Source organism: Microbacterium esteraromaticum (genome assembly GCF_016907315.1).
Taxonomy (GTDB): domain Bacteria; phylum Actinomycetota; class Actinomycetes; order Actinomycetales; family Microbacteriaceae; genus Microbacterium; species Microbacterium esteraromaticum.
This window is the reverse complement of sequence record NZ_JAFBBS010000001.1, coordinates 1,197,037-1,217,599: the sequence shown is the minus strand read 5'-3', so window position 1 is coordinate 1,217,599 and position 20,563 is coordinate 1,197,037. Positions and strand designations below refer to the sequence as shown.

Genomic DNA, 20,563 nt, shown 5'->3' with positions numbered 1-20,563 from the left:
ATCCACGGGCCGTGTGGGGCGTGAAATGATCTGTTCAGGCGTCCGACCCGCGGCGCGCGAGAGGACGGCCCGTCAGGTGAACGCAGATCGCAGATTCCCTCGCGCGGTGTTCGGTCGCGGCGACGAACCCGATGTGCGGTTCTCTCTGGCCAACGAGCGGACGTTCCTCGCCTGGACGCGCACTGCTCTCGCGCTCATGGCGGGTGGCGTGGCGCTGGAGGCGCTGGCGCTGGACCTGTACGCACCGCTGCGCCTCGCGGCATCGCTCGTGCTGATCATCACCGGCATCGTGCTGCCCGTGGTCGCGTGGTTCGAGTGGGCGCGGGTGGAGCGGCGGATGCGTGAGGGGCGCCCGCTGCCGCATCCGCCGACCGGCATCGTTCTGGCCGTGGCGGTCGTCGCGGCCGGCGTGCTGGTTCTGCTCGCCGTCCTGCGATGAGCGGCTCCGATCGCCGGACCGGCCCGTTCGACGCGGGCCTGCAGCTGGAGCGCACTTCGCTGTCGTGGCGCAGGACGGCACTGTCTGTCGCGGTCGGATCGCTGGTCTCGCTGCGTCTGCTGCCCGAGTGGCTGGGCGGCGCGGAGTGGGTGGTGCCGGGCATGGTCGGGCTGCTGCTGGCCTGCCTGCTCTGGATCGTGTCGCGGCGCCGGCACCAGTCCTTCATGCGGCAGTGGTCGCGTGGCGACGATCCGCGCATCGGCGGTGCGCTGGCGCTCATGCTGATCGCCGCGGTGGTGGCGGCCGTCGGCGCGCTCGGGCTGATCGCGGTGCTGCTCAGCGGGCGCTGACCGGCCCCGCTGTCACAGGGCGACGGTGCGGAAGCCGGCGTTGCCCATCGAGGAGTCCGGGGTGTTCTGCGAGCGCGCGGAGTTGCGGTACCGGTTGCAGTACGAGATGTGGCAGAGGTAGCTGCCGCCGCGCAGCACCTTCGCCTGGCCGACGGCGGGTCCTGCGGGGGCCTCGGCGGGCGACGCCCCGTAGTAGCTCGGGTCGAACCAGTCGGACGTCCATTCCCAGACGTTGCCGACCATCTGCCAGAGACCGTAGGCGTTCGGCTCGAACGACCGCACGGGCGCCGTGGTCAGCCAGCCGTCGTCGAGCGTGTTGATCCGAGGGAAGTCACCCTGCCAGATGTTGGCACGCCAGCCGCCCGCGTCGACCTCGTCGTCTCCCCAGGGATACTTCCTCTGCTCCAGCCCACCACGGGCCGCGTACTCCCACTCGGCCTCTGTAGGCAGGCGCCGGCCCGCCCACGCGCAATACGCCTGGGCATCGTTCCAGCTGACGTGCACGACGGGGTGCTCGCCGAGCCCCTCGATCGTGGAGTTCGGTCCGCCCGGATGCCGCCAATCGGCCCCCTTCACGCCGAGCCACCACGGCGTGCCGGGAGGCCGGCCCATCACGTCGCCGTCGTCGGCGGCGAGAGCGAGATGGAACACGGCGGAGAATCCGAAGCGCTCCGCCTCGGTCTCGTAGCCGGTGGCGTAGACGAACCGCGCGAAGGCGTCGTTGGTGACACTGGTCACGTCGATCGAGAAGGCCTCGAGCGTCACCGGATGCTGCGGCACCTCACCGTCGCCGCGATTGCGGTCGCCCGACGAGTCGCCCATGACGAAGGTTCCGGCGGGGAGGACCGCCTGCTCGATGGCATGCTGCGCCGCCGCGTCGGGCACCGTCGCGGTCGGGCGCAGCGGTATCGAGCCGAAGACGCCGCGCGTCGGCGTTCCGCAACCGCATGAGCAGTCCGCGTCCACCAGCTCTCCTTCCAGCGCCGAGGCGGCGCTCTGCTCCGAGCCTATTCGGCGGCCTCGAGCATCGAACCGACGGAGACGGTGCCGCCGTCGGGCCAGGTGATCAGGTCGTTGGCCACGGTGGGCGGATGCCCGGCGCCGGCTGGTTCGCCCAGGTGGATGCCGAAGGCATGCCACTCCCCGGCGGCGGGAGCCACCGTGATCCACGGCACCGCGGTCCTGCCCTCCAGCGGTGTCACATCGTCCTGCACGCGCACGCCGGATGCTGCGGTCGGCGTGCCTCCGAGCACGACCACTCGAGACGCGAGGCGGGCGCTCGTCGCCCACGCGTCGCCCGCGATCCCGGCATCCGGAGCGGTCAGCGCCCAGCCGCCGACCCGCAGCGCCTCACCCGCGAAACCGTCGTGATGCACACGCACGAAACGCACCTCCCATGCGCCGCGGACGAGCGAGACCGTGTCGATCCACGGGCCGACCACCGTGCGGCCCTCGTACTCGCTCACCCCATGGTCGGGCACGAACGAGAAGTCGACGGGCCAGTGCGCCTGCGCTCGCGACGATCCGACGAGGGTCGAACCGTCGAGCTCGCGCACCGGCCCGGCGATGAATCCGGATCGGTGGCTCGGCAGCGCCTCGCGCAGCAGCGCCACGGTGCCGTCGAGCGGGGCGGCCGCAGATGCGGCGTCGAGCGTCGGCGCTGTCGCGGTCGAGTAGCCGAACTTGGCGTACACAGGCGAGTCCGGCTGCAGAGAGCCCTCGAGGCGATGGTCTGTGCCGTGGTTCACGATGCGCACGACGCCGTCGGCGGTTCCGGTCGCCAGCCAGCCGGGTGCGGTCATCGTGCGGGCGAACGGCCCGCGGTCGATCGGCAGCGGCTGCTCGGTCGCCGTCCAGGCCGGATGCTCGGCGGGCAGCGCGAGCCCCAGCATCCCCTTCGATGCCCAGTAGGGCGACCCGAGGCCGGAGTAGTTCTGCGCGATCCGCCGCCATTCGCCGTGCCATCCGAGAGAGAGGATGCCGTCGGCGTCGGGCGCACCGCGGTCGACGAAGTGTCGCACCTGGCCACTCGCCGCACGGCGCAGCAGTCCCGGATCATGCCTGCTCGCGCCGCCGAACGCCGCAGCCCATGCGGGGGCGGCGGTGGCGAACCGGTAGGTCAGGCTGCGGCCCTGGATCAGCGGAGCCCCGTCGGCGCCGATCAGGTGCAGCGCGTCGTCGAGGTAGTCGTCGAGTCGCGTCCGGTAGCGGGCGACGCGCTCGGCGTGCGCGGGGACGCCGTCGACCATCTGCGCCCAGAACACCGGATAGAACGGCAGCGCCCACCCGCAGTAGTGGTCGAAGTTGCGCCCGACGCCATCTCTCGACCAGCCGCCCGGCAGGTCGAACGTGTCGAGCAGCGCGAAGTCCTCGGCGCGGTCGTCTGGCGAGAACGGCCCGCCGACGCTCTCGAGGAAGTGCGACACCATGATCCGGAACCACACCCAGTTGTTGGGCCAGTACTGCGCGCCGATCGACGCGGCGAGGTAGTCGATCGTGTTCTGCCTGGCGCGCTCGTCGAGCCGCGCCCACACCGTGTCGCGGGTGAGGTGCAGGCCGAGCGCGAGGGCGGCGGCCTCGACCTTCGCCTGGTTGTGCTCGTCGAGGCGGGTCCACCGCTCCGGATGCTGCGGATCGACCCCCGCGGCGATCCCGCGCGCATAGCGCTCGGCGACGTCCTTCGTGCCGTCGGGGTCGCCGGCGATGCGGAAGGCCGCGAGCATGAACGTGCGGGTGAATCCCTCGAGCCCGTCGATCGCCCGCCCGAGGCCGCCTGGCGTGCCCGGGTAGCGGATCAGCGACTGCGCAGGGCTCGCATGCCGGGCGGCGCCGTCGAGGATCGCGTCGGCCACGGCGACCCAGTGCTCGCGGGTCCAGCCTGTGAAGGGCGACACGGTGCGGTCGTCGTCTGGCAGCGGGATCATGCGCTGATCTCCAGTTCGGCCTGGGTCACCGGATGCGTCGCCGGCGCGCCCGCGATGTACGCGGCGAGCTCGGCGAGCGCGGAGTCGGCGAGACGGCGGGCCTCGGTGCCCAGCGAGCCTGCGAGGTGCGGGGTGATGGCGACGTTCGGCAGTGCGCGCAGCGGATGATCCGCGGGCAGCGGCTCGGGCTCGGTGACGTCGAGCAGGGCCTCGAGCCGGCCGGTTCGGCATTCGGCGAGCAGCGCGTCGTGATCGAGCAGGGCACCGCGGGCGGTGTTGATCAGAGTGGCCCCGTCCGGGAGTGCCGCGAGCTGCGGTGCGGCGATCATGTGCCTGGTCGCGGGCAGCGCGGGGGCATGCAGCGAGAGCACGTCGACCTGAGGCAGCATCTCGTCGACCGACAGCAGGATGCCGCCGGCTGCAGCCACGGCATCTGGATCGGCGAAGGGGTCGGAGACCAGCGTGCGGATGCCGTCGAACGGACGCAGCAGCTCGACGACCCGACGGCCGATGCGTGAGAAGCCGACGATGCCGACGGTGCGATCGACGTTGCCGATCCGTCGCGCGGTCCACGCGTTCCAGGTGGCGTCGTGCGGCGTCTGCAGGTGCGTGAAGGTGCGCTTGCCGCTGAGCAGGATGGCGCCGAGGGTGAACTCCGCGACCGGCACGGCGTTCGCGTCGGCTGCGGAGGTGAGCCGGATGCCGCGGGCCCAGAACTCCTCCGAGACGATGTGCTGCACGCTGCCTGCGGCGTGCAGCACGGCGCGCAGCTTCGGCATGCGCGACAGCCGCTCCGCGTCGAGCTGGGGCATACCCCACGACGAGACGAGCACCTCTGTCTCGGCGAGCAGCGCGGCGTGAGCGGGGTCGTCGAGGTCGGTGATCAGCATCCGGCCGGCGACGTCAGCGAGAGATGCGAAGCGCTCGCGCCTGGTCTCGTCGAACAGCAGCTCGAAGGCGTCGACGTCCATGACGGCGTGGGCTCGGGGGCGGGAGTGGGGCATGCACCCAGTGAAGCGCTTTCCCAGACCGTTCCGCAACGCGTGGAATAGTTGACAGGACGCAATGGTTGCACAAAAGCAACCAATAACGTATCGTTGACGAAGATCAACCATCTTTCAGGAGCGTCTTCCCCTTGAACTCATCCCCTTCCGTATCCGCTGAGACCACCCGCTCGGCCCGAGAGGTCTTCACGGCCATCTCCGGCCTCATCGTCGGCATGTTCGTCGCCGTGCTCTCGGGCACCGTCGTCTCGACCTCGCTGCCCGTCATCATCGCCGACCTCGGCGGAACCCAGGCGCAGTACACCTGGGTGATCACCGCCAGCCTGCTCGCGACCGCCGTGTCGACCCCGATCTGGGGCAAGCTCGCCGACCTGCTCGACCGCAAGGTGCTCGTTCAGCTGTCGCTCGTGCTCTTCACCGCGGGCACCGTGGCGGCCGGATTCGCGCACAGCATCGACATGCTCATCACGATGCGCGTGGTGCAGGGCCTCGGCGTCGGCGGCTTGATGTCGCTCGTCATGGTCGCGGTGGCGCTGATCATCTCGCCGCGTGAACGCGGCAAGTACATGGGTGTCGTCGGCGGCATCATGGCGCTCGCCACCATCGGCGGTCCTCTGCTGGGCGGATTCATCACCGACGTGTGGGGCTGGCGTGCCAACTTCTTCGTCGGCGTGCCGTTCGCCGTGCTCGCGCTCGTGCTGCTGCAGGTCACCCTGCACCTGCCCAAGCCGCAGGCTGCGAAGATCTCGATCGACTACCTCGGCATCGTGCTGCTCGCGGTCGGCGTCTCGGGCCTGCTGATCTGGGTCTCGATGGGCGGGCAGCAGTTCGAGTGGGACTCGGTCACCAGCTATACGCTGGCGATCGGCTCGACCGTCGTGCTGATCGCCTTCATCGTGGTCGAGCTGCTGGTCAAGGAGCCGATCATCCCGCTCACGCTCTTCCTCAACCGCACTTTCACCCTGTCGGTGATCGCCTCGATCGCGATCGGCGTCTCGATGTTCGCCACCTCGGTGTTCCTCGCGCAGTACTTCCAGCTCGCCCGCGGCGCGACGCCGACCGAATCGGGCCTGATGACGATCCCGATGATCGTCGGCCAGATGGGCGCATCCATCATCATCGGTCAGCTCGTGAGCCGCTTCGGCAAGTGGAAGGGCTGGATGCTGCTGGGCTCGGTGCTCACGGTCGCCGGCGTCAGCCTGATGTCGACCCTGCGCTACGACACCCCGTTCGGGCTGGTCGCGACGTACATGTTCGCGCTGGGCGCCGGTCTCGGCATGGTCATGCAGAACCTCACCCTGATCGTGCAGAACGACACCCCGCCGCAGCAGCTGGGCGCCGCGTCGTCCGGCGTCAACTTCTTCCGCACGATCGCCGGCACCATCGGCGTCACGATCATGGGTTCGATCCTCGCGACGAACGTCGGCGAGTACATCAAGAGCGGCTTCGACGGCTTCCGGCCGACCTCGCCGGATGAGGTCGAGGCGCTCAAGGCCCTCGGCTCGGGCAACGTGCCGAAGATCGGCGATCTGCCCGATGCGATCCGCACGGTCGTCGAGTCGGCCTATGGCCACGGCATCGCAGACGCCTTCATCATCGCCATCCCGCTCGCGGTGATCGGCGTGATCGCGATCGCGTTCATCCGCAACAAGCCCCTGTCGACGAAGAACTCCGCCGAGCAGCTGCGCGAGCAGGCCGAGGGCTCGGCGATCGAGGTCGCCGAGGCCGAGGTGGGAGCCGCGACCGGCAGCATCCGGGTCGTGCGCTGACATGAGCGCGCAGCAGGCGGCCGACGAGCTCGACGAGCAGCTCGCCGAGTTCCAGAGCCAGCTGAACCTGATGTTCGCCAAGGCTCGGACGCTGTGGAAGGAGTCTGCGGCTCGCGTGCATCCCGAGCTGCAGCCCGCCGGCTACAAGCTGCTGACGTTCATCGCCCGCTCCGGCGGCACCAACGCCCACCAGCTGTCGGAGTGCTTCGAGATGGACAAGTCGGTCGTCAGCCGCCAGGTGCGGATGCTCGAGGAGCTGGGCCTGCTCGAGTCGCGCGCTGATGAGCGCGACGGCCGTCTGCGCGTGCTGACCGCAGCCCCGCGTGCGCTCGAGATGCTCGCCGCCCTGCGGGCCGACCATGCGGAACGCATGCGCTCGGCCATGATCGGGCTGACCCCCGCCGAGATCGAGGTCGCCTCGAAGGTCTTCCGGGTGCTCGCCGAGGCCTGAATCCTGCATCCTGTGTTGCCTGCGTATGAGGGCTGCGCCCTGGGCGCCACGCCGTCGTTAGGCTGACGGCATGAGCGATGCACACGGCGCCGACGACGGCGCCCTCGACGGGGTGGCGCTCGACGACGCCGTGCACCGCGTCGAGCGGGAGCTCGGCCGGCTGTTCGCCCGCATCCGCGTCGGGTGGCGCGAGGCGGCTGCGACCGTGCATCCCGATCTGCAGCCCCTCGGCTATCAGGTGCTCGCCTCGATCGTCAGCGGGCATGCGACGACCGCCGGCGAGCTGATCGAGCGGCTGCAGACCGACAAATCGGCCATCAGCCGCCAGGTGCGCCAGCTGACCGAGCTCGGTCTGGTCGACAGCATCCGCGACCCAGACGACCGGCGGGCGCGACGCCTGATCGCGACCGACCTCGCGACAGAGCGCGTGACAGCCGCGCGCGCCGCCTATGAGGGCAGGCTCGGCGAGAAGCTGCGCCGCTGGTCGGCAGGCGACCTCGACCGCGTGGCCCAGCTGCTCCACGAGCTCGCCCGCTGAACGCGGTTGCATCGTTCGTCGCGTCCTGGGTACACTCACGGAAAGCGTTTACCGACGACGACCCGACAGAACAGGAACACCATGGCGACTCGCGAGATCGGCATCATCATGAACGGCGTCTCCGGACGCATGGGCTACCGGCAGCACCTGGTGCGCTCGATCCTCGCGATCCGCGACCAGGGCGGCATCGAGCTCTCCGACGGCTCGAAGGTGACCGTCAAGCCGCTGCTCGTCGGCCGCAGCGAAGAGAAGCTCGCCGAGCTGGCCGCCACGCACGACATCGCCGACTACACGACCGACCTCGACGCCGCGCTCGCCGACCCGCAGTGGGAGATCTACGCCGACTTCCTCGTCACCAAGGCCCGCGCCACCGCGATCCGCAAGGCCATCGCCGCAGGCAAGGCCATCTACACCGAGAAGCCCACCGCAGAGTCGCTCGCTGAGGCGCTCGAGCTCGCGAGCCTCGCCAGGACGGCCGGCGTCAAGACCGGTGTCGTGCACGACAAGCTCTACCTCCCCGGCCTGCAGAAGCTCAAGCGCCTGATCGACTCCGGCTTCTTCGGGCGCATCCTCTCGGTGCGCGGCGAGTTCGGCTACTGGGTGTTCGAGGGCGACTGGCAGCCGGCGCAGCGCCCGAGCTGGAACTACCGCACCGAAGACGGCGGCGGCATCATCAGCGACATGTTCCCGCACTGGAACTACGTGCTCGAGAACCTCTTCGGCGAGGTCAAGAGCGTCTACGCCCAGGCCGCCGTGCACATCGCCGACCGCTGGGACGAGAAGGGCGAGCACTACACCGCGACCGCTGAAGACGCGGCGTACGGCATCTTCGAGCTCGAGGGCGGCGTGATCGCCGAGATCAACTCCTCGTGGACGGTTCGAGTGAACCGCGACGAGCTCGTCGAGTTCCAGGTCGACGGCACGCACGGCTCGGCGGTCGTGGGTCTCTTCGGCTGCAAGATCCAGCCGCGCAACGCCACCCCGAAGCCGGTCTGGAACCCCGACCTCGAAGACACGCACGACTACGACGCCGACTGGCAGAACGTGCCCACGAACGACGTCTTCCTCAACGGGTTCCGCCAGCAGTGGGAGGAGTACCTGGAGTCGTACGTGCTCGGCACCGACTACGCGTTCGACCTGCTCGCCGGCGCACGCGGCGTGCAGTTCGCCGAGGCCGGCCTCACCTCGAGCGCCGAGGGCCGCAAGGTCGCCATCGAGAAGCTGTCGCTCTGATGACGACGCTTCGCCTCCTCTCGGCATCCGGCGAGCTGTCGGACGCCGCACTGAACGACTCGGGCGGCTACCGTCGTCCGACCTCACCGCTGCGCTCGCGGGTCGCCTACGCCGCCGCGCACGTCGTGCCGAAGGCGCACGCCGACAACACCCCCGGACAGCCGGCCGACATCGACTGGGACGCGACGCTCGCCTTCCGCCGCAACGTGTACTCGTGGGGGCTGGGGGTGGCGGATGCCATGGACACCGCTCAGCGCAACATGGGCCTCGACGCCGCGGCGACCCGCGAGCTGATCGCCCGCAGCGCCGAGGTGGCGCGCGAGGAGGGCGGATCGGTCGTCGTCGGGGTCAACACCGACCACGTCGCCGAGACGCACATCTCGCTCGAGCAGGTCATCGACGCGTACGTGTCGCAGCTCGAGTTCACCGAGGAGCAGGGGGCGGGGCCGGTGCTGATGGCCTCGCGTCACCTCGCCCGCGTCGCCACCTCGGCCGACGACTACCGCCGCGTCTACCGTGCCGTGCTGTCGAGGGCGACCGGTCCGGTCGTGCTGCACTGGCTCGGAACCGCATTCGACCCCGAGCTCGAGGGCTACTTCGGGTCGACCGAGTGGCAGGCCGCGTCGGAGGTGCTGCTCGACATCGTCCAGGACGACCCGTCGAAGATCGCAGGCGTGAAGATGAGCCTGCTGAACGCCGAGAGCGAGATCTCGGTGCGCTCGCGGCTTCCTCAGGGCGTGCGCATGTTCACCGGCGACGACTTCAACTACGTCGGGCTCATCGACGAATCCGACAGCGGGCACTCCGACGCACTGCTGGGCGCGTTCGCCGCCATCACCCCAGTCGCGTCGGCCGCGATCCAGGCGCTGGATGCCGGCGACCGAGACGCCTACCGCCGCATCCTGGGGCCGACTGAAGAGCTCAGCAGGCAGGTGTTCGCCGCTCCGACCTTCTATTACAAGACGGGTGTCGCGTTCCTGTCGTGGCTGAACGGTCATCAGCCCGCGTTCCAGATGGTCGGAGGTCTGCACTCGGCGCGCAGCCTGCCGCACCTGTCGCGCATCGTCGAGCTCGCGAACGCGTCGCTCGCCCTGGAGAATCCCGGGCTCGCTCGCGAGCGCTGGCACGGGATGCTGAAGCTGAACGGGATCGCCGCATGAGCACTTCCCACCCGGCGTATCCGGCGCCCGACCCGCGCCTCTCGATCAACCAGGCGACGATCAAGTACGCCGACCTCGCGACCGCGCTGCGGGTCACGACGGATGCCGGCATCCGGGCCATCGGGCTCTGGCGCGAGCCGGTGAACGAGGTCGGACTCGACACCGCCGCGAAGATGCTCTCCGACTCGGGCCTGCGCTTCACGACCCACTGCCGTGGCGGGTTCTTCACCCTCCCGGCCGGTGCCGAGCGCGACGCCGCCCTCGACGACAATCGCCGCGCGATCGACGAGACCGCTGCGCTCGCCGCGGCGGGCGCCGACGGGTCGACCGCCGTGCTCGTGCTCGTCGCGGGCGGCCTTCCTGAGGGATCGCGCGACCTCGCGGGTGCGCGCGAGAGGGTCCGGGATGCCATCGGCACTCTCGCGCCGTATGCCGAGAGCGCGGGCGTGACCCTCGCGATCGAACCGCTGCACCCGATGTTCGGGTCCGACCGATGCGTCGTGTCGACGCTGGGCCAGGCGCTCGACATCGCTGCCGACTTCGACCCAGAGGTGGTCGGCACGGCGGTCGACACCTTCCACATCTGGTGGGACCCGCAGGTGCACGAGCAGATCGCCCGCGCAGGGCGCGAGGGCCGCATCTCGACCTACCAGGTGTGCGACTGGAAGACCCCGTTCCCCGCCGACGTGCTGCTCTCGCGGCACTACATGGGTGAGGGGATCATCGACTTCGGCTCACTCACCCGGGCGGTGGTCGAGACCGGCTACGACCGTGACATCGAGGTCGAGATCTTCAACGCCGACATCTGGTCCGACGCCCCCGAGGCCGTCGTCGCGCGCACTGCCGCGGCCTTCGCCGCGACGGTGTCGCCGCATCTGCCGGCGCCAGGGACCTTCGAGTAGCGTGAATGGTCGCGTCGACGGCGAGAAGCCGACAAGGTGAGCGATTCGAACGGGAGACGACGATGATCAGACCCGGCCTGTGCTCGGTCACGTTCCGGCAGCTCGCGCCTGAGAGGGTGGTCGAGCTGTCGGCGGACGCCGGTCTCGAGGTGATCGAATGGGGCGGCGACGTGCACGTGCCGCCCGGCGACCCGGATCGCGCCGCCGAGGTGGCGCGAGTGACGACGGATGCCGGACTCGCGGTCTGCTCGTACGGCTCGTACTTCCGCAGCGGCGCCGACGAGCCGCTCACGCCGATCCTCGACAGCGCCTCGGCTCTGGGTGCCGACCGCGTGCGCATCTGGGCCGGGCGCGTCGACTCGGCCGACGCGACGCCCGGGCAGTACGCGCAGATCGCCTCCCGGCTGCGGGATGCCACGGCCGAGGCCTCGGAGCGCAGCATCGCCCTCGCGCTCGAGTTCCACCGCGGCACGGTCGCCGACACCCCGCAGGCCGCGCTGCGCCTGATCGCCGACGTGCCAGGGCTCACGACGTACTGGCAGCCCACCGTCGACGCGCCGGACGCCGTCGCGCTCGCCGAGTACGACGCGCTCGCCGCGCATGTCAGCGCGGTGCACGTCTTCTCCTGGTGGCCCTTCGACCGGCGCCTCCGGCTCGATGAGAGGAAGAGCCTCTGGCATCCGCTCTTCGCCGCCGCCGCCGCGAACCCCGCCCCGCCCCGCGATGCGCTGATCGAGTTCGTTCCCGACGATGACCCCGAGCTGCTCGCATCCGAGGCCGCGACGCTGCGCCGCTGGCTCGATGGCGGGTGACCTCGTCGCCTCGCTCAGGTCGCGATCCGGCACGCTTTCCCGCCGTTTCTCCGGGACGAATCGCGACCTGAGCGGTGAATCGGCGGCGCACGGTGCTCGGTAGGCTCTGCTCATGACCGCTGACGGCACGCGCACCTCACCGCCCACGCTGCACGATGTGGCCCGCGCGGCGGGAGTCTCGCTGGCGACCGCGTCGCGAGTTCTCAACGGATCAGAGCGCAAGGTCGCCGAGTCGTTCCGAGAGCGCGTCGAGAAGGCGGCCGACGAGCTCGGCTACACCGCCAACGCGTCGGCACAGGCCACCGCCCGGGGCACCTCGGCTGTGATCGCTCTGCTGGTCGCCGACATCGCCGACCCGTACTTCGGCCAGATCGCGGCCGGCGTCGCCCGCGGGGCGGATGCCGAAGGGCTCATCGTCACCGTCGCGATCACCGAGCGCGACGCCGACCGCGAGGCGAAGATCCTGCGGGCGCTGCGCGGCCAGCGTCCTCGTGGCGTCATCCTCGCAGCATCCAGGGCCGAGACGGCCGACGACCGCACGACGGCCGAGCTCGCGGCGTTCGCCCCGCTCGGCGGACGCACGGTGACCTTCGGCGAGGGCGGCGACCGCAGCATCCGCATCGACAACCGCGGCGGCGCCGAGCGGCTGGGCCGAGAGATGGCTGCGCTCGGCTATCGCCGGGCGATCGCGATCGGCGCCGACGAGGGCGTGCGCACCTCAGACGACCGACTCGCCGGGTTCGCCGCCGGGTTCGGCGACAGCGGCGGCCGGATCGAGCGCGTCTACCGCGGCAGCTTCGAACGCGAGTCGGGAGCGGCATCGATGACGACGGCGCTGGCCGAGGGAGTGGATGCCGGAACCCTCGTCTTCGCGCTCAGCGATGTGGTCGCGGTGGGAGCCATGACGGCGATCCGCGACGGCGGCCGCAGCGTGGGCGACGACATCGCCGTGTGCGGATTCGACGACGTGCCGGTCAGCCGCGACGTGACGCCCCGCCTGACGACCGTGCGGGTGCCGCTCGCCGACCTCGGTTTCGAGGCGTTCCGGGCGACCGTGGATGCCGAGTGGCAGCAGCCTCCGCTCGAGCTCGAGGTCGTCGTGCGCGAGAGCACGCCCGGTCTCTGACCTCCGCTGCTTCCACGATGCGAAGAGCCGTCCCCCGGAGCGGGAGACGGCTCTTCGCTGTCAGGGGGCAGGGCGTCAGCCGCCGAGGGCGGCGCTGACCACCGCCCGTGCCTCCTCCTGCACCTGCGCGAGATGCTCGGGGCCCTTGAGGCTCTCCGCGTACAGCTTGTACACGTCCTCGGTGCCGGAAGGACGAGCCGCGAACCAGGCGTGCTCGGTCTGCACCTTCAGCCCGCCGATCGCGGCACCGTTGCCGGGGGCGTGAGAGAGCTTCGCGGTGATCGCCTCGCCCGCCAGGTCGGTCGCGCTCACGGCATCCGGAGCCAGCCTGCCCAGCGTCGCCTTCTGCTCCGGCGTCGCCGGAGCATCCACCCGCTGGTACGCCGACGAGCCGAAGGCCTGCTCGAGCTCGCGGTAGCGCTCTGACGGCGTCTTGCCGGTGACGGCGATGATCTCGGCGGCGAGCAGGCAGAGCAGCAGGCCGTCCTTGTCGGTGGACCAGACGGTGCCGTCCTTGCGCAGGAACGACGCGCCGGCCGATTCTTCGCCGCCGAACGCGACCGAGCCGTCGAGCAGACCAGGCACGAACCACTTGAAGCCCACAGGCACCTCGAGCAGGCGGCGGCCGAGCGACTCCGCGACGCGGTCGATGATCATCGACGACACGAGCGTCTTGCCGATCGCGGCGTCGCGGGGCCACTCCGCGCGATGCGAGAACAGGTAGTCGATCGCCACGGCCAGGTAGTGGTTCGGGTTCATCAGCCCCGCGTCGGGGGTGACGATGCCGTGCCGGTCGGCATCGGCGTCGTTGCCGGTGAGCACGTCGTAGTCGCCCCGCTTCGCGACGAGGGATGCCATGGCGCTCGGCGACGACGGATCCATGCGGATCTTCTCATCCCAGTCGAGGGTCATGAAGCGCCAGGTCGGATCGACCTCGGGGTTCACGACCGTGAGATCGAGGCCGTGCATCTCCTTGATGAGCTGCCAGTACTCGACCGATGCCCCGCCCATCGGATCGGCGCCGATGCGCACGCCCGCGCGCCGGATCGCATCGATGTCGATGATGGTGGGCAGATCGCGCACATACGCGTCGCGGAAGTCGTACTCGCCGATCGAGTCGTCGTCGATGTCGGCGTGCGGGATGCGCTCGACACCCTCGAGGCCCGCCTCGATGAGGGCGTTGGCGCGGTCGGCGATCCAGCTGGTCGCATCGGTGTCGGCGGGACCGCCGTGCGGCGGGTTGTACTTGAAGCCGCCGTCCCGAGGAGGGTTGTGGCTCGGGGTCACGACGATGCCGTCGGCGCGACCCGCGTCGTCGGATGCCCGTCCACGGTTGTGGGTGAGGATCGCATGGCTCAGCGCGGGCGTCGGCACCCACGAGTCGCGCGAGTCCACGCGCACGTCGATCCCGTTGCCGATCAGCACCTCGATCGCCGTGCGCTCGGCGGGCAGCGACAGCGCATGCGTGTCGCGGCCGAGGAAGAGCGGACCGGTGATGCCCTGCTCGCGGCGGTAATCGACGATGGCCTGCGTGGTGGCGGCGATGTGCTGCTCGTTGAAGCTCGTCGAGAGGGACGAACCGCGGTGGCCGCTCGTTCCGAAGGCGACTCGCTGGCCCGGATCCGACGGGTCGGGGATGCGGTCGTAGTACGCGGCGATCAGCTCGTCGACATCGATGAGGTCCTTTTCCTCCGCGGGGAGGCCAGCTCGGCTCGTCATGGTGATAGTCTGCCCCGCCCGGGTGCTGCGGCGCACCTCCGGGCGGCTGCGGACTTTCGGGAGGCCTGCGTTCTGGCATCCGGAAACAGCCGCAGGGGCGGCCGGACCCCGGGGCTAGGCTGGCCGGGTGACCGAACGCCGCACCTACAGCTATCTGGGCCCCGCCGGAACCTTCACCGAAGCCGCCCTCGAGCAGGTGCCCGAGGCGAGGGGTCACCACTGGCGGCCGGTGCACAACGTCGGCGAAGCGCTCGACGACGTGCTGTCGGGTGTGTCGCATGCCGCGATGATCGCGATCGAGAACTCGGTCGAAGGCGGGGTGTCGACCACGCTCGACGCGCTCGCGACGCTGCCAGGACTCCGGATCATCGGCGAGTACCTCGTGAAGGTGAACTTCATCCTCGTCGGCAAGCCGGGCACGAAGCTGGAAGATGTCGACGTCATCGCCGCGCATCCCGTCGCGTATGCGCAGTGCCACGGCTGGCTGGGCGAGCATCTTCCGAAGCACGCGCATATTCCCGCGGCGAGCAACGTGGCATCCATTCTCGGTGTGCTCGACGGATCGTCGCCCGCGCAGGCGGCGATCGCCGCGCCCGGCATCGTGCAGCATCACGACGTGGAGGTGCTGGCCGAGCAGATCGGCGACAACGACAACGCCGTGACCCGCTTCGTGCTCGTCTCGAAGCCCACGCCCCCCGCAGAGCCCACGGGAGCCGACAAGACCTCGCTGATCGTCGAGCTGCCCGACGACCGACCGGGCGCTCTGCTCGACATGCTCGAGCAGTTCTCGACCCGCGGCATCAACCTGTCGCTGCTGCAGTCGCGTCCGGTCGGCGACGCGCTGGGCAGGTACCGCTTCGTGGTGGATGCCGACGGGCACGCGTACGACGAGCGCATGGCCGACGCGCTGCTCGGCATCCGCCGGTTCAGCCCGCGCGTCGTCTTCCTGGGCTCGTACCCGCGCGCCGACCGCAAGATCGTGCACTACCCCGAGCGCTACGCCGACGGCGTGTTCGTCGAGGCCCGCGACTGGCTGCGCGCTCTGCTGCACGGCGAGCCCGAGGCGTAGCCCGGGGGTTCCGGTGCGCTCCGGCGCCTGACGCGCGGGGGGCGGCCGGCCGGCCCGGCCGGCTGCCGGGTGTGCCCGCCTGTCACCGCCGAGAGGTCGAAAACGCACCGGAACGCGGGCTCTGGGGTGCCTTTTCGACTTCTCGGTCGTCCTGCACAGGCGAGCGGATGCCGGAGGCGCAACCCGGTGCCCGGTGTGCCCCGCCCTTCACTGCCCAGAGGTCGAAAAGGCACCGGAAGGCGGGCTCTGCGGTGCCTTTTCGACTTCTCGGTCGTTCTGCACGGGCGAGCGGATGCCGGAGTTGTGCGCATCTCGTGCGAAAAGCCGATCGTGCGGGTGACCGTATCGCCCAGCATGGGGCGCATGCGCCATCGGACTCCGCTTCCTCATCAGCTCGGGGAGAGATTCAGCGTCGCCGACGCGCGGGCGCTCGGCGTCGGCAGGGGCCGGATGAGGGCGCGTGATCTCGCTCGACCCTTTCACGGCGTGCGCGCTCGACGTCCCGAGACGGGCTTTCTCGACCGCATGCAGGCTTACGCGCAGCGGATGCGTCCGTCGCAGAGGCTGATCGGCCGGAGCGCTCTGCGGGCCTGGCGCCTGCCGTTCCCCGTGCGGTGGACACCCGCTGAGCCGCTCGAGGTCGCGGCACCACGAGACGAGAACCCGCCGCGCACGACACGGGTCAAGGGGCGGCGCCTGACGACGAGCCGTGCGACCACCTGGATCATCGACGGCGTCGCGGTCGTCGATCCCCTGGCGGCCGTCTTCAGCACGGCTGCCGAGCTGACCGCGACTCAGGTCGTCGTGCTGCTGACGCGGTCATGACAACCGCCGACAACTATCCAGGTCTCCTGCCAGGCAGACCGGTCTGCACCCGCGAACAGATCGAGTCCCGGTTGGCCGAGTGGGGCCCCTTCCGCGGCTGCGTAGCGGTTCGCGACGCCCTTCCGCTGGCACGCGCCGGGGTTGAATCGCCCAAGGAGTCCGAGACGAGACTGCTTCTGCTCGCCGCGGGTCTTCCGGAGCCATGGGTTCAATATCGAGAGCTCGACGGTGGGCGGCTGGTGGCGCGGATCGATCTCGCCTACCCCGAGTGGAAGGTCGCCATCGAGTACGAGGGCGACGGGCATCGCGCCGACAGGGAGCAGTGGCGCCGCGACATCCAGCGGCAGCGTGAGCTCGAGGGTCGCGGGTGGATCGTCATCCGCCTCACGCAGGCCGATCTCGGGCATCCGGGGGCGGTCGTCGATCGCATCCGCCACGCGATCGCATCACGGTCGTGACGCAAGGCGAACGAGAAGTCGAAAAGGCACCGGAACGCGGTCTTTCCGGTGCTTTATCGACCTCTCGGTGGGCGTCGGCCGGGCGGGGCCCGCCGCCCGCCGCCCGCCGCCGGTGGGCCCCGCCCCCGGCGCCCGGCCGAGGGCTAGGCGACCAGCAGATCCAGGGTCTGCGTGCGGCCAGGCGTCTCGTCCAGCGGCTCGCCATCGTACGAGCCCGCCACGGGGGAGAGCATGATCTCGTCGACACCGTGCTGCGTGGCGAACGCGGCCAGCGACGCGCGCACCTCGTCGCCCGTGCCGATGAACCAGCGCTGACGCATCGCCTCGATGAGGGGCTGCTCGGCAGCATCCGGAGCAGCGGCGAGCGCCTCTTCGACCGTCTCGAGAACCCGCATCGGCTTGTTGCCGCGCAGGCGCGCCATCGCGCGCATCTGCGGCAGGGCGCGGTCGTTCGCCTCTTCTGCGGTGGATGCGGCGACGACGTTCGCCGTCAGGAACGTGAGGGGTGCCGACAGGGCCTCGGATGCCCGGAACTGCGACCGGTACAGGTCGAGCGCCCGTTCGAGTCCGGTGCCGGCGAAGTGGTTCGCGAACACGTACGGCAGACCATGCGCCGCCGCGAGCTGGGCGGAGTAGTCGCTCGATCCGAGCAGCCAGATGGCGGGGGCGCCGGATGCCACGGGCGTGGCCTTCACGCCGTATTCGCCGCCGCTCGTGAACCGCACGGTCGCGCCGTCCGGCTGCACCATCGCGGCGATGTCCTGCACGTGCGAGGGGAACCGCTCGACATCGCCGGTCGTTCCCGACTGGCGCAGCAGGTGCGTGATCACCGGGTCGCTGCCCGGTGCGCGGCCGATGCCGAGGTCGATCCGGCCGGGCGCGAGAGCCTCGAGCGCGGCGAACTGCTCGGCGACGATCAGAGGGGCGTGGTTGGGCAGCATGACGCCGCCCGAGCCGACGCGGATCCGCTCGGTGCGTGCGGCCGCTGCGGCGATGAGCACAGGGGGAGTGGTCGACGCCACCGACGGCATGTTGTGGTGCTCCGCGAACCAGTAGCGCGCGAGGCCGAGAGCGTCGGCGTGCCGGGCGAGCGCCATCGACGAGGCGATCGCCTGCGCGGAGGTCTGTCCTGAGCGGACGGGAACGAGGTCGAGAACGGAAAGCGCGGGAGTACTCATCGTCAGTGCCAACCGCGCAGGCGGCGCGGGCATTCCACAAGAGATCTGACGCGCCCGACGCGAGCGACGGAGGCCGGATGCCGTGGGCGTAGCCTCCTGGCATGGAGTCCAGCATCTTCTTCATCGTCGTCGGTGCCGTGGCGGTCGCGGCCGTCGCCCGCTGGAAGGGGTGGCCCGCACCTCTGCTGGTGACGGTCGTCGCGCTGCTGGCCTCTTTCCTTCCGTTCGTGCCCGACGTCGCGATCGACGGTCACGTGCTGCTCAACATCGTGCTGCCGCCGCTGCTGTACTCGGCGGCGCTCGACGTGTCGTTCCTGAGCTTCAGGAGGGCCATGCCGCAGATCCGGCGGCTGGGAGTCGGCCTGGTGGTGGTCACGGCGGGCGTCGTCGGGCTGCTGGCGTGGTGGATCATGCCGGAGCTGACCCTGCCGGGCGCGCTGCTGCTCGGAGCGATCGTCGCACCTCCGGATGCCGTGTCCGCCGCCGCCATCGGACGCCGGCTCGGCCTGCCGAGGCGCGTGATGACCGTGCTGTCGGGGGAGAGCCTGATCAATGACGCGACCTCGCTGACGATGTACCGGGTCTTCGCCGCGATCGTGGCCGGTGCGACCGTGACGCTGGCCGGCGGCGTCGGGCAGTTCTTCGTGGCCGTGCTCGTCGGCGTGGCAGTGGGTCTCGCCTTCGGAGCGGTGCTGCACGGGCTGCGCATGCGCGTGGCGGATCCTGTCGTGAACGGCACCTTCGGGCTGCTCGCGCCCTTCGGTGCATACGCGATCGCGGAGCAGCTGCTGGGCTCGGGGGTCCTCGCGGTCGTCGCGATGGGTCTGTTCGTCGGCTTCAACGCACCGAAGACGAGCTACGCGACCCGTCAGCAGGAGGCGCCGCTGTGGCTGTCTGCCGACTTCCTTCTCGAGTCGTTCGTGTTCGCGTACATCGGGCTGCAGCTGCCCAGGGTGATCGCCGATCTGAAGGATGGCGAGGTGGGCGGCGTCGTGCTGCTCTCGGCCGTCGTGCTGGCGGCGGTGCTGGTCGTGCGGCCGCTGTTCGTCTATCCCGCGCACGCGTGGGGCCAGTGGTGGACGAGGATGCGATTGCGTCGGTGGAAGCGGATCGCCGCCATGCATCCGGATGCCGTCCACGCGGGCCGTCCGGGCCGTACGGGCCGTCTGAGCCGGCACCCGCTCAGCGAGGAGCAGCTGCGTCATCGCCTCGCAGAGACGCGGCTCTCGTGGCGTGACAACGCGGTGATCTCGTGGGCCGGAATGCGCGGCGTGGTGACGCTCGCGACGGCGCTCGCCGCAGCCGACCTCGCGGGCATGGACGGCGCTGCCGCGCACGCGATCGTCGTCGTCGCCTTCGTCGTGACCGTCGGAACCCTTCTGCTGCAGGGGCTGACGCTGCCGTGGCTGATCCGCACGCTGGGAGTCGTCGACGACCGCGAGCAGCAGGAGGATGCCAGGCAGCTCGCGGCGGTGCGCGAGCGCAGCCGTGAGGCAGGCAAGGCGTACCTGCGGGGGATGCGCCGCGAATGGGCCGCCGAGCACGGCGAGGAGCGGCTGCCCGCCTTCGACGCCTACGCGAAGCGGCTCGTGCGGGTGCAGTCCGACGCGGAGCAGTCAGGGGCCGAGAAGCCCGGCACCGAGAGAGGTGGGGGCGACCAGCCGCTGCGGCCCACCGCCGAGCAGTTCACGGCCCTGGCGAAGGGGTGGCTGGCGGTGCGGCGGCAGCTGCTGCTCGAGGAGCGTCGTGCCGGCAACCTCAGCGAGGAGGTCATGCACGAGCTGATCGCGGCGATGGATGCCGAGGAACTGGCCCTCGATACCAGGATCGCGCTGCGCACCTGACGACGCTCACCTCGGATCGGGGCTGCCCGCCGAGTCGAGCGATGGCGCCGCGGTCAGGCCGCGACGAGGGCCGAGTCGGCGGAAGCGACCAACGAGAGGCGCACCTGCCAGCGCGCGTCGTAGCTGTCGTGATCGAGCTGCATCAGCATCCGGATGTCGTCGGAATCGAGTCCGTCGCGCATGGCCTCACGAACGAGGTCGTCTTTCGTGGCGGGGAACTCCATTCCGGCGAGGAAGCGCTGCAGCGACATCGAGAGAGACATGGTGCTCCTTTCCTGAAAGGACGGGGATGCGGGGAGCGCCCGCAGACGCGACCGGGCGCTCCCCGCGGCTGATCAGGCGCTGATCGCCTCGCGGGCGTCGGTCGACTCGACCTGGATGCGCCGCGGCTTCGCGCGCTCGCTGACCGGGATGATCACCGAGAGCACGCCGCTGTCGTACGAGGCGCTGATGCGGTCGAGGTCGACGCCGTCGCCGAGCGTGAACTGGCGGAAGTAGGTGCCGGTTCCGCGCTCGCGGGCGATCCAGCGCATGCCCTCGCCGGTGTCGGCGGTGCGCTGCGCGCGGATCGACAGCTGCGAGCCGTCGAGGTCGACGTCGATCGATCCGGGATCGGCGCCGGGGATATCGGCATGCAGGACATAGCGGTCGCCGTCGCGGCAGAGGTCGACGGGCATCACACGCGGGGCGCGAACGGAGTCCAGCACGCTCGCGGCGAATCGATCGAGCTGACTGATCGGGTCGAGGGTCATAGCCATGGTG

21 protein-coding genes are annotated in these 20,563 nt (G+C 70.4%); 14 read left to right on the top strand and 7 right to left on the bottom strand.

The annotated features are described in order from the left end of the window. Nucleotides 1-25: 25 nt before the first annotated feature. Entirely contained in the window at nt 26-439 is a 414-nt protein-coding gene (locus tag JOE67_RS06100; RefSeq protein ID WP_204974606.1) for a YidH family protein, read from the top strand. Continuing rightward, nucleotides 436-789, top strand: coding sequence for a DUF202 domain-containing protein (locus JOE67_RS06095; RefSeq protein WP_204974605.1), 354 nt, complete (start codon nt 436-438; stop codon nt 787-789). Before JOE67_RS06100 ends, JOE67_RS06095 begins: the two co-directional genes overlap by 4 nt. A gap of 12 nt (nt 790-801) precedes the next feature. Here JOE67_RS06095 and JOE67_RS06090 read toward each other — a convergent pair whose 3' ends face one another. From JOE67_RS06090 to JOE67_RS06080, 3 genes are read right to left on the bottom strand one after another with little or no spacing between them, the layout of a single operon-like run. Next, a complete protein-coding gene (locus JOE67_RS06090) occupies nt 802-1,758 on the bottom strand; it encodes a formylglycine-generating enzyme family protein (protein WP_420827653.1) in 957 nt (318 codons plus the stop codon). A gap of 38 nt (nt 1,759-1,796) precedes the next feature. Beyond that, nucleotides 1,797-3,713 (bottom strand): DUF2264 domain-containing protein, encoded by a 1,917-nt coding sequence (locus JOE67_RS06085; protein ID WP_204974604.1) that lies wholly within the window; start codon nt 3,711-3,713, stop codon nt 1,797-1,799. Next, complete coding sequence (locus tag JOE67_RS06080; RefSeq protein WP_204974603.1) at nt 3,710-4,717, bottom strand: hydroxyacid dehydrogenase; 1,008 nt, start codon at nt 4,715-4,717, stop codon at nt 3,710-3,712. Before JOE67_RS06080 ends, JOE67_RS06085 begins: the two co-directional genes overlap by 4 nt. 131 nt (nt 4,718-4,848) lie before the next feature. Here JOE67_RS06080 and JOE67_RS06075 point away from each other — a divergent pair, with 131 nt between their 5' ends. The 8 genes from JOE67_RS06075 to JOE67_RS06040 all read left to right on the top strand — a co-directional run bounded on the left by JOE67_RS06075 (nt 4,849) and on the right by JOE67_RS06040 (nt 12,708). Further along, nucleotides 4,849-6,486 carry an MDR family MFS transporter gene (locus JOE67_RS06075; RefSeq protein ID WP_204974602.1) on the top strand — a complete coding sequence of 546 codons (1,638 nt, stop codon included), beginning with the start codon at nt 4,849-4,851 and terminating at the stop codon, nt 6,484-6,486. A 1-nt stretch (nt 6,487) separates the two neighbouring features. Further along, nucleotides 6,488-6,937 (top strand): MarR family winged helix-turn-helix transcriptional regulator, encoded by a 450-nt coding sequence (locus tag JOE67_RS06070; RefSeq protein WP_204974601.1) that lies wholly within the window; start codon nt 6,488-6,490, stop codon nt 6,935-6,937. A gap of 70 nt (nt 6,938-7,007) precedes the next feature. Continuing rightward, on the top strand, nt 7,008-7,475 hold the full coding sequence (locus JOE67_RS06065; protein WP_204974600.1) for a MarR family winged helix-turn-helix transcriptional regulator: 468 nt from the start codon (nt 7,008-7,010) through the stop codon (nt 7,473-7,475). Nucleotides 7,476-7,556: 81 nt separating this feature from the next. Beyond that, nucleotides 7,557-8,708: a Gfo/Idh/MocA family protein gene (locus JOE67_RS06060; RefSeq protein WP_204974599.1), complete on the top strand. Its 1,152-nt coding sequence runs from the start codon at nt 7,557-7,559 to the stop codon at nt 8,706-8,708. Then, the gene (locus tag JOE67_RS06055; protein ID WP_204974598.1) at nt 8,708-9,868 is read left to right on the top strand and encodes a dihydrodipicolinate synthase family protein; all 1,161 of its coding nucleotides are present in this window, start codon (nt 8,708-8,710) and stop codon (nt 9,866-9,868) included. Before JOE67_RS06060 ends, JOE67_RS06055 begins: the two co-directional genes overlap by 1 nt. Then, entirely contained in the window at nt 9,865-10,770 is a 906-nt protein-coding gene (locus tag JOE67_RS06050) for a sugar phosphate isomerase/epimerase family protein (protein ID WP_204974597.1), read from the top strand. The genes JOE67_RS06055 and JOE67_RS06050 overlap by 4 nt, the downstream gene beginning before the upstream one ends. A gap of 62 nt (nt 10,771-10,832) precedes the next feature. After that, a complete protein-coding gene (locus tag JOE67_RS06045; protein WP_204974596.1) occupies nt 10,833-11,582 on the top strand; it encodes a sugar phosphate isomerase/epimerase family protein in 750 nt (249 codons plus the stop codon). A gap of 112 nt (nt 11,583-11,694) precedes the next feature. After that, entirely contained in the window at nt 11,695-12,708 is a 1,014-nt protein-coding gene (locus JOE67_RS06040) for a LacI family DNA-binding transcriptional regulator (RefSeq protein WP_204974595.1), read from the top strand. Nucleotides 12,709-12,783: 75 nt separating this feature from the next. Here JOE67_RS06040 and pgm read toward each other — a convergent pair whose 3' ends face one another. Further along, on the bottom strand, nt 12,784-14,427 hold the full coding sequence (gene pgm / locus JOE67_RS06035) for a phosphoglucomutase (alpha-D-glucose-1,6-bisphosphate-dependent) (protein ID WP_204974594.1): 1,644 nt from the start codon (nt 14,425-14,427) through the stop codon (nt 12,784-12,786). 127 nt (nt 14,428-14,554) lie between these two features. On the opposite strand from pgm, the gene pheA reads away from it, so the two are divergent. The 3 genes from pheA to JOE67_RS06020 all read left to right on the top strand — a co-directional run bounded on the left by pheA (nt 14,555) and on the right by JOE67_RS06020 (nt 16,779). Beyond that, nucleotides 14,555-15,496 (top strand): prephenate dehydratase, encoded by a 942-nt coding sequence (gene pheA, locus JOE67_RS06030; RefSeq protein ID WP_204974593.1) that lies wholly within the window; start codon nt 14,555-14,557, stop codon nt 15,494-15,496. 486 nt (nt 15,497-15,982) lie between these two features. Then, nucleotides 15,983-16,321 carry a hypothetical protein gene (locus JOE67_RS06025; protein WP_204974592.1) on the top strand — a complete coding sequence of 113 codons (339 nt, stop codon included), beginning with the start codon at nt 15,983-15,985 and terminating at the stop codon, nt 16,319-16,321. 71 nt (nt 16,322-16,392) lie between these two features. Further along, nucleotides 16,393-16,779, top strand: a complete 387-nt coding sequence (locus JOE67_RS06020; protein ID WP_204974591.1) for an endonuclease domain-containing protein — start codon at nt 16,393-16,395, stop codon at nt 16,777-16,779. Nucleotides 16,780-16,922: 143 nt separating this feature from the next. Here JOE67_RS06020 and JOE67_RS06015 read toward each other — a convergent pair whose 3' ends face one another. Continuing rightward, nucleotides 16,923-17,957, bottom strand: coding sequence for an LLM class flavin-dependent oxidoreductase (locus JOE67_RS06015; RefSeq protein ID WP_204974590.1), 1,035 nt, complete (start codon nt 17,955-17,957; stop codon nt 16,923-16,925). 101 nt (nt 17,958-18,058) lie between these two features. Here JOE67_RS06015 and JOE67_RS06010 point away from each other — a divergent pair, with 101 nt between their 5' ends. Then, nucleotides 18,059-19,801, top strand: a complete 1,743-nt coding sequence (locus tag JOE67_RS06010) for a cation:proton antiporter (protein WP_204974589.1) — start codon at nt 18,059-18,061, stop codon at nt 19,799-19,801. Nucleotides 19,802-19,854: 53 nt separating this feature from the next. On the opposite strand, the gene JOE67_RS06005 is transcribed toward JOE67_RS06010, so the two are convergent. Both JOE67_RS06005 and JOE67_RS06000 read right to left on the bottom strand, forming a co-directional pair. Next, nucleotides 19,855-20,064 carry a DUF2795 domain-containing protein gene (locus JOE67_RS06005; RefSeq protein ID WP_204974588.1) on the bottom strand — a complete coding sequence of 70 codons (210 nt, stop codon included), beginning with the start codon at nt 20,062-20,064 and terminating at the stop codon, nt 19,855-19,857. A 72-nt stretch (nt 20,065-20,136) separates the two neighbouring features. Beyond that, a complete protein-coding gene (locus JOE67_RS06000) occupies nt 20,137-20,559 on the bottom strand; it encodes an Hsp20/alpha crystallin family protein (protein WP_204974587.1) in 423 nt (140 codons plus the stop codon). Between the last annotated feature and the right edge of the window lie 4 nt (nt 20,560-20,563).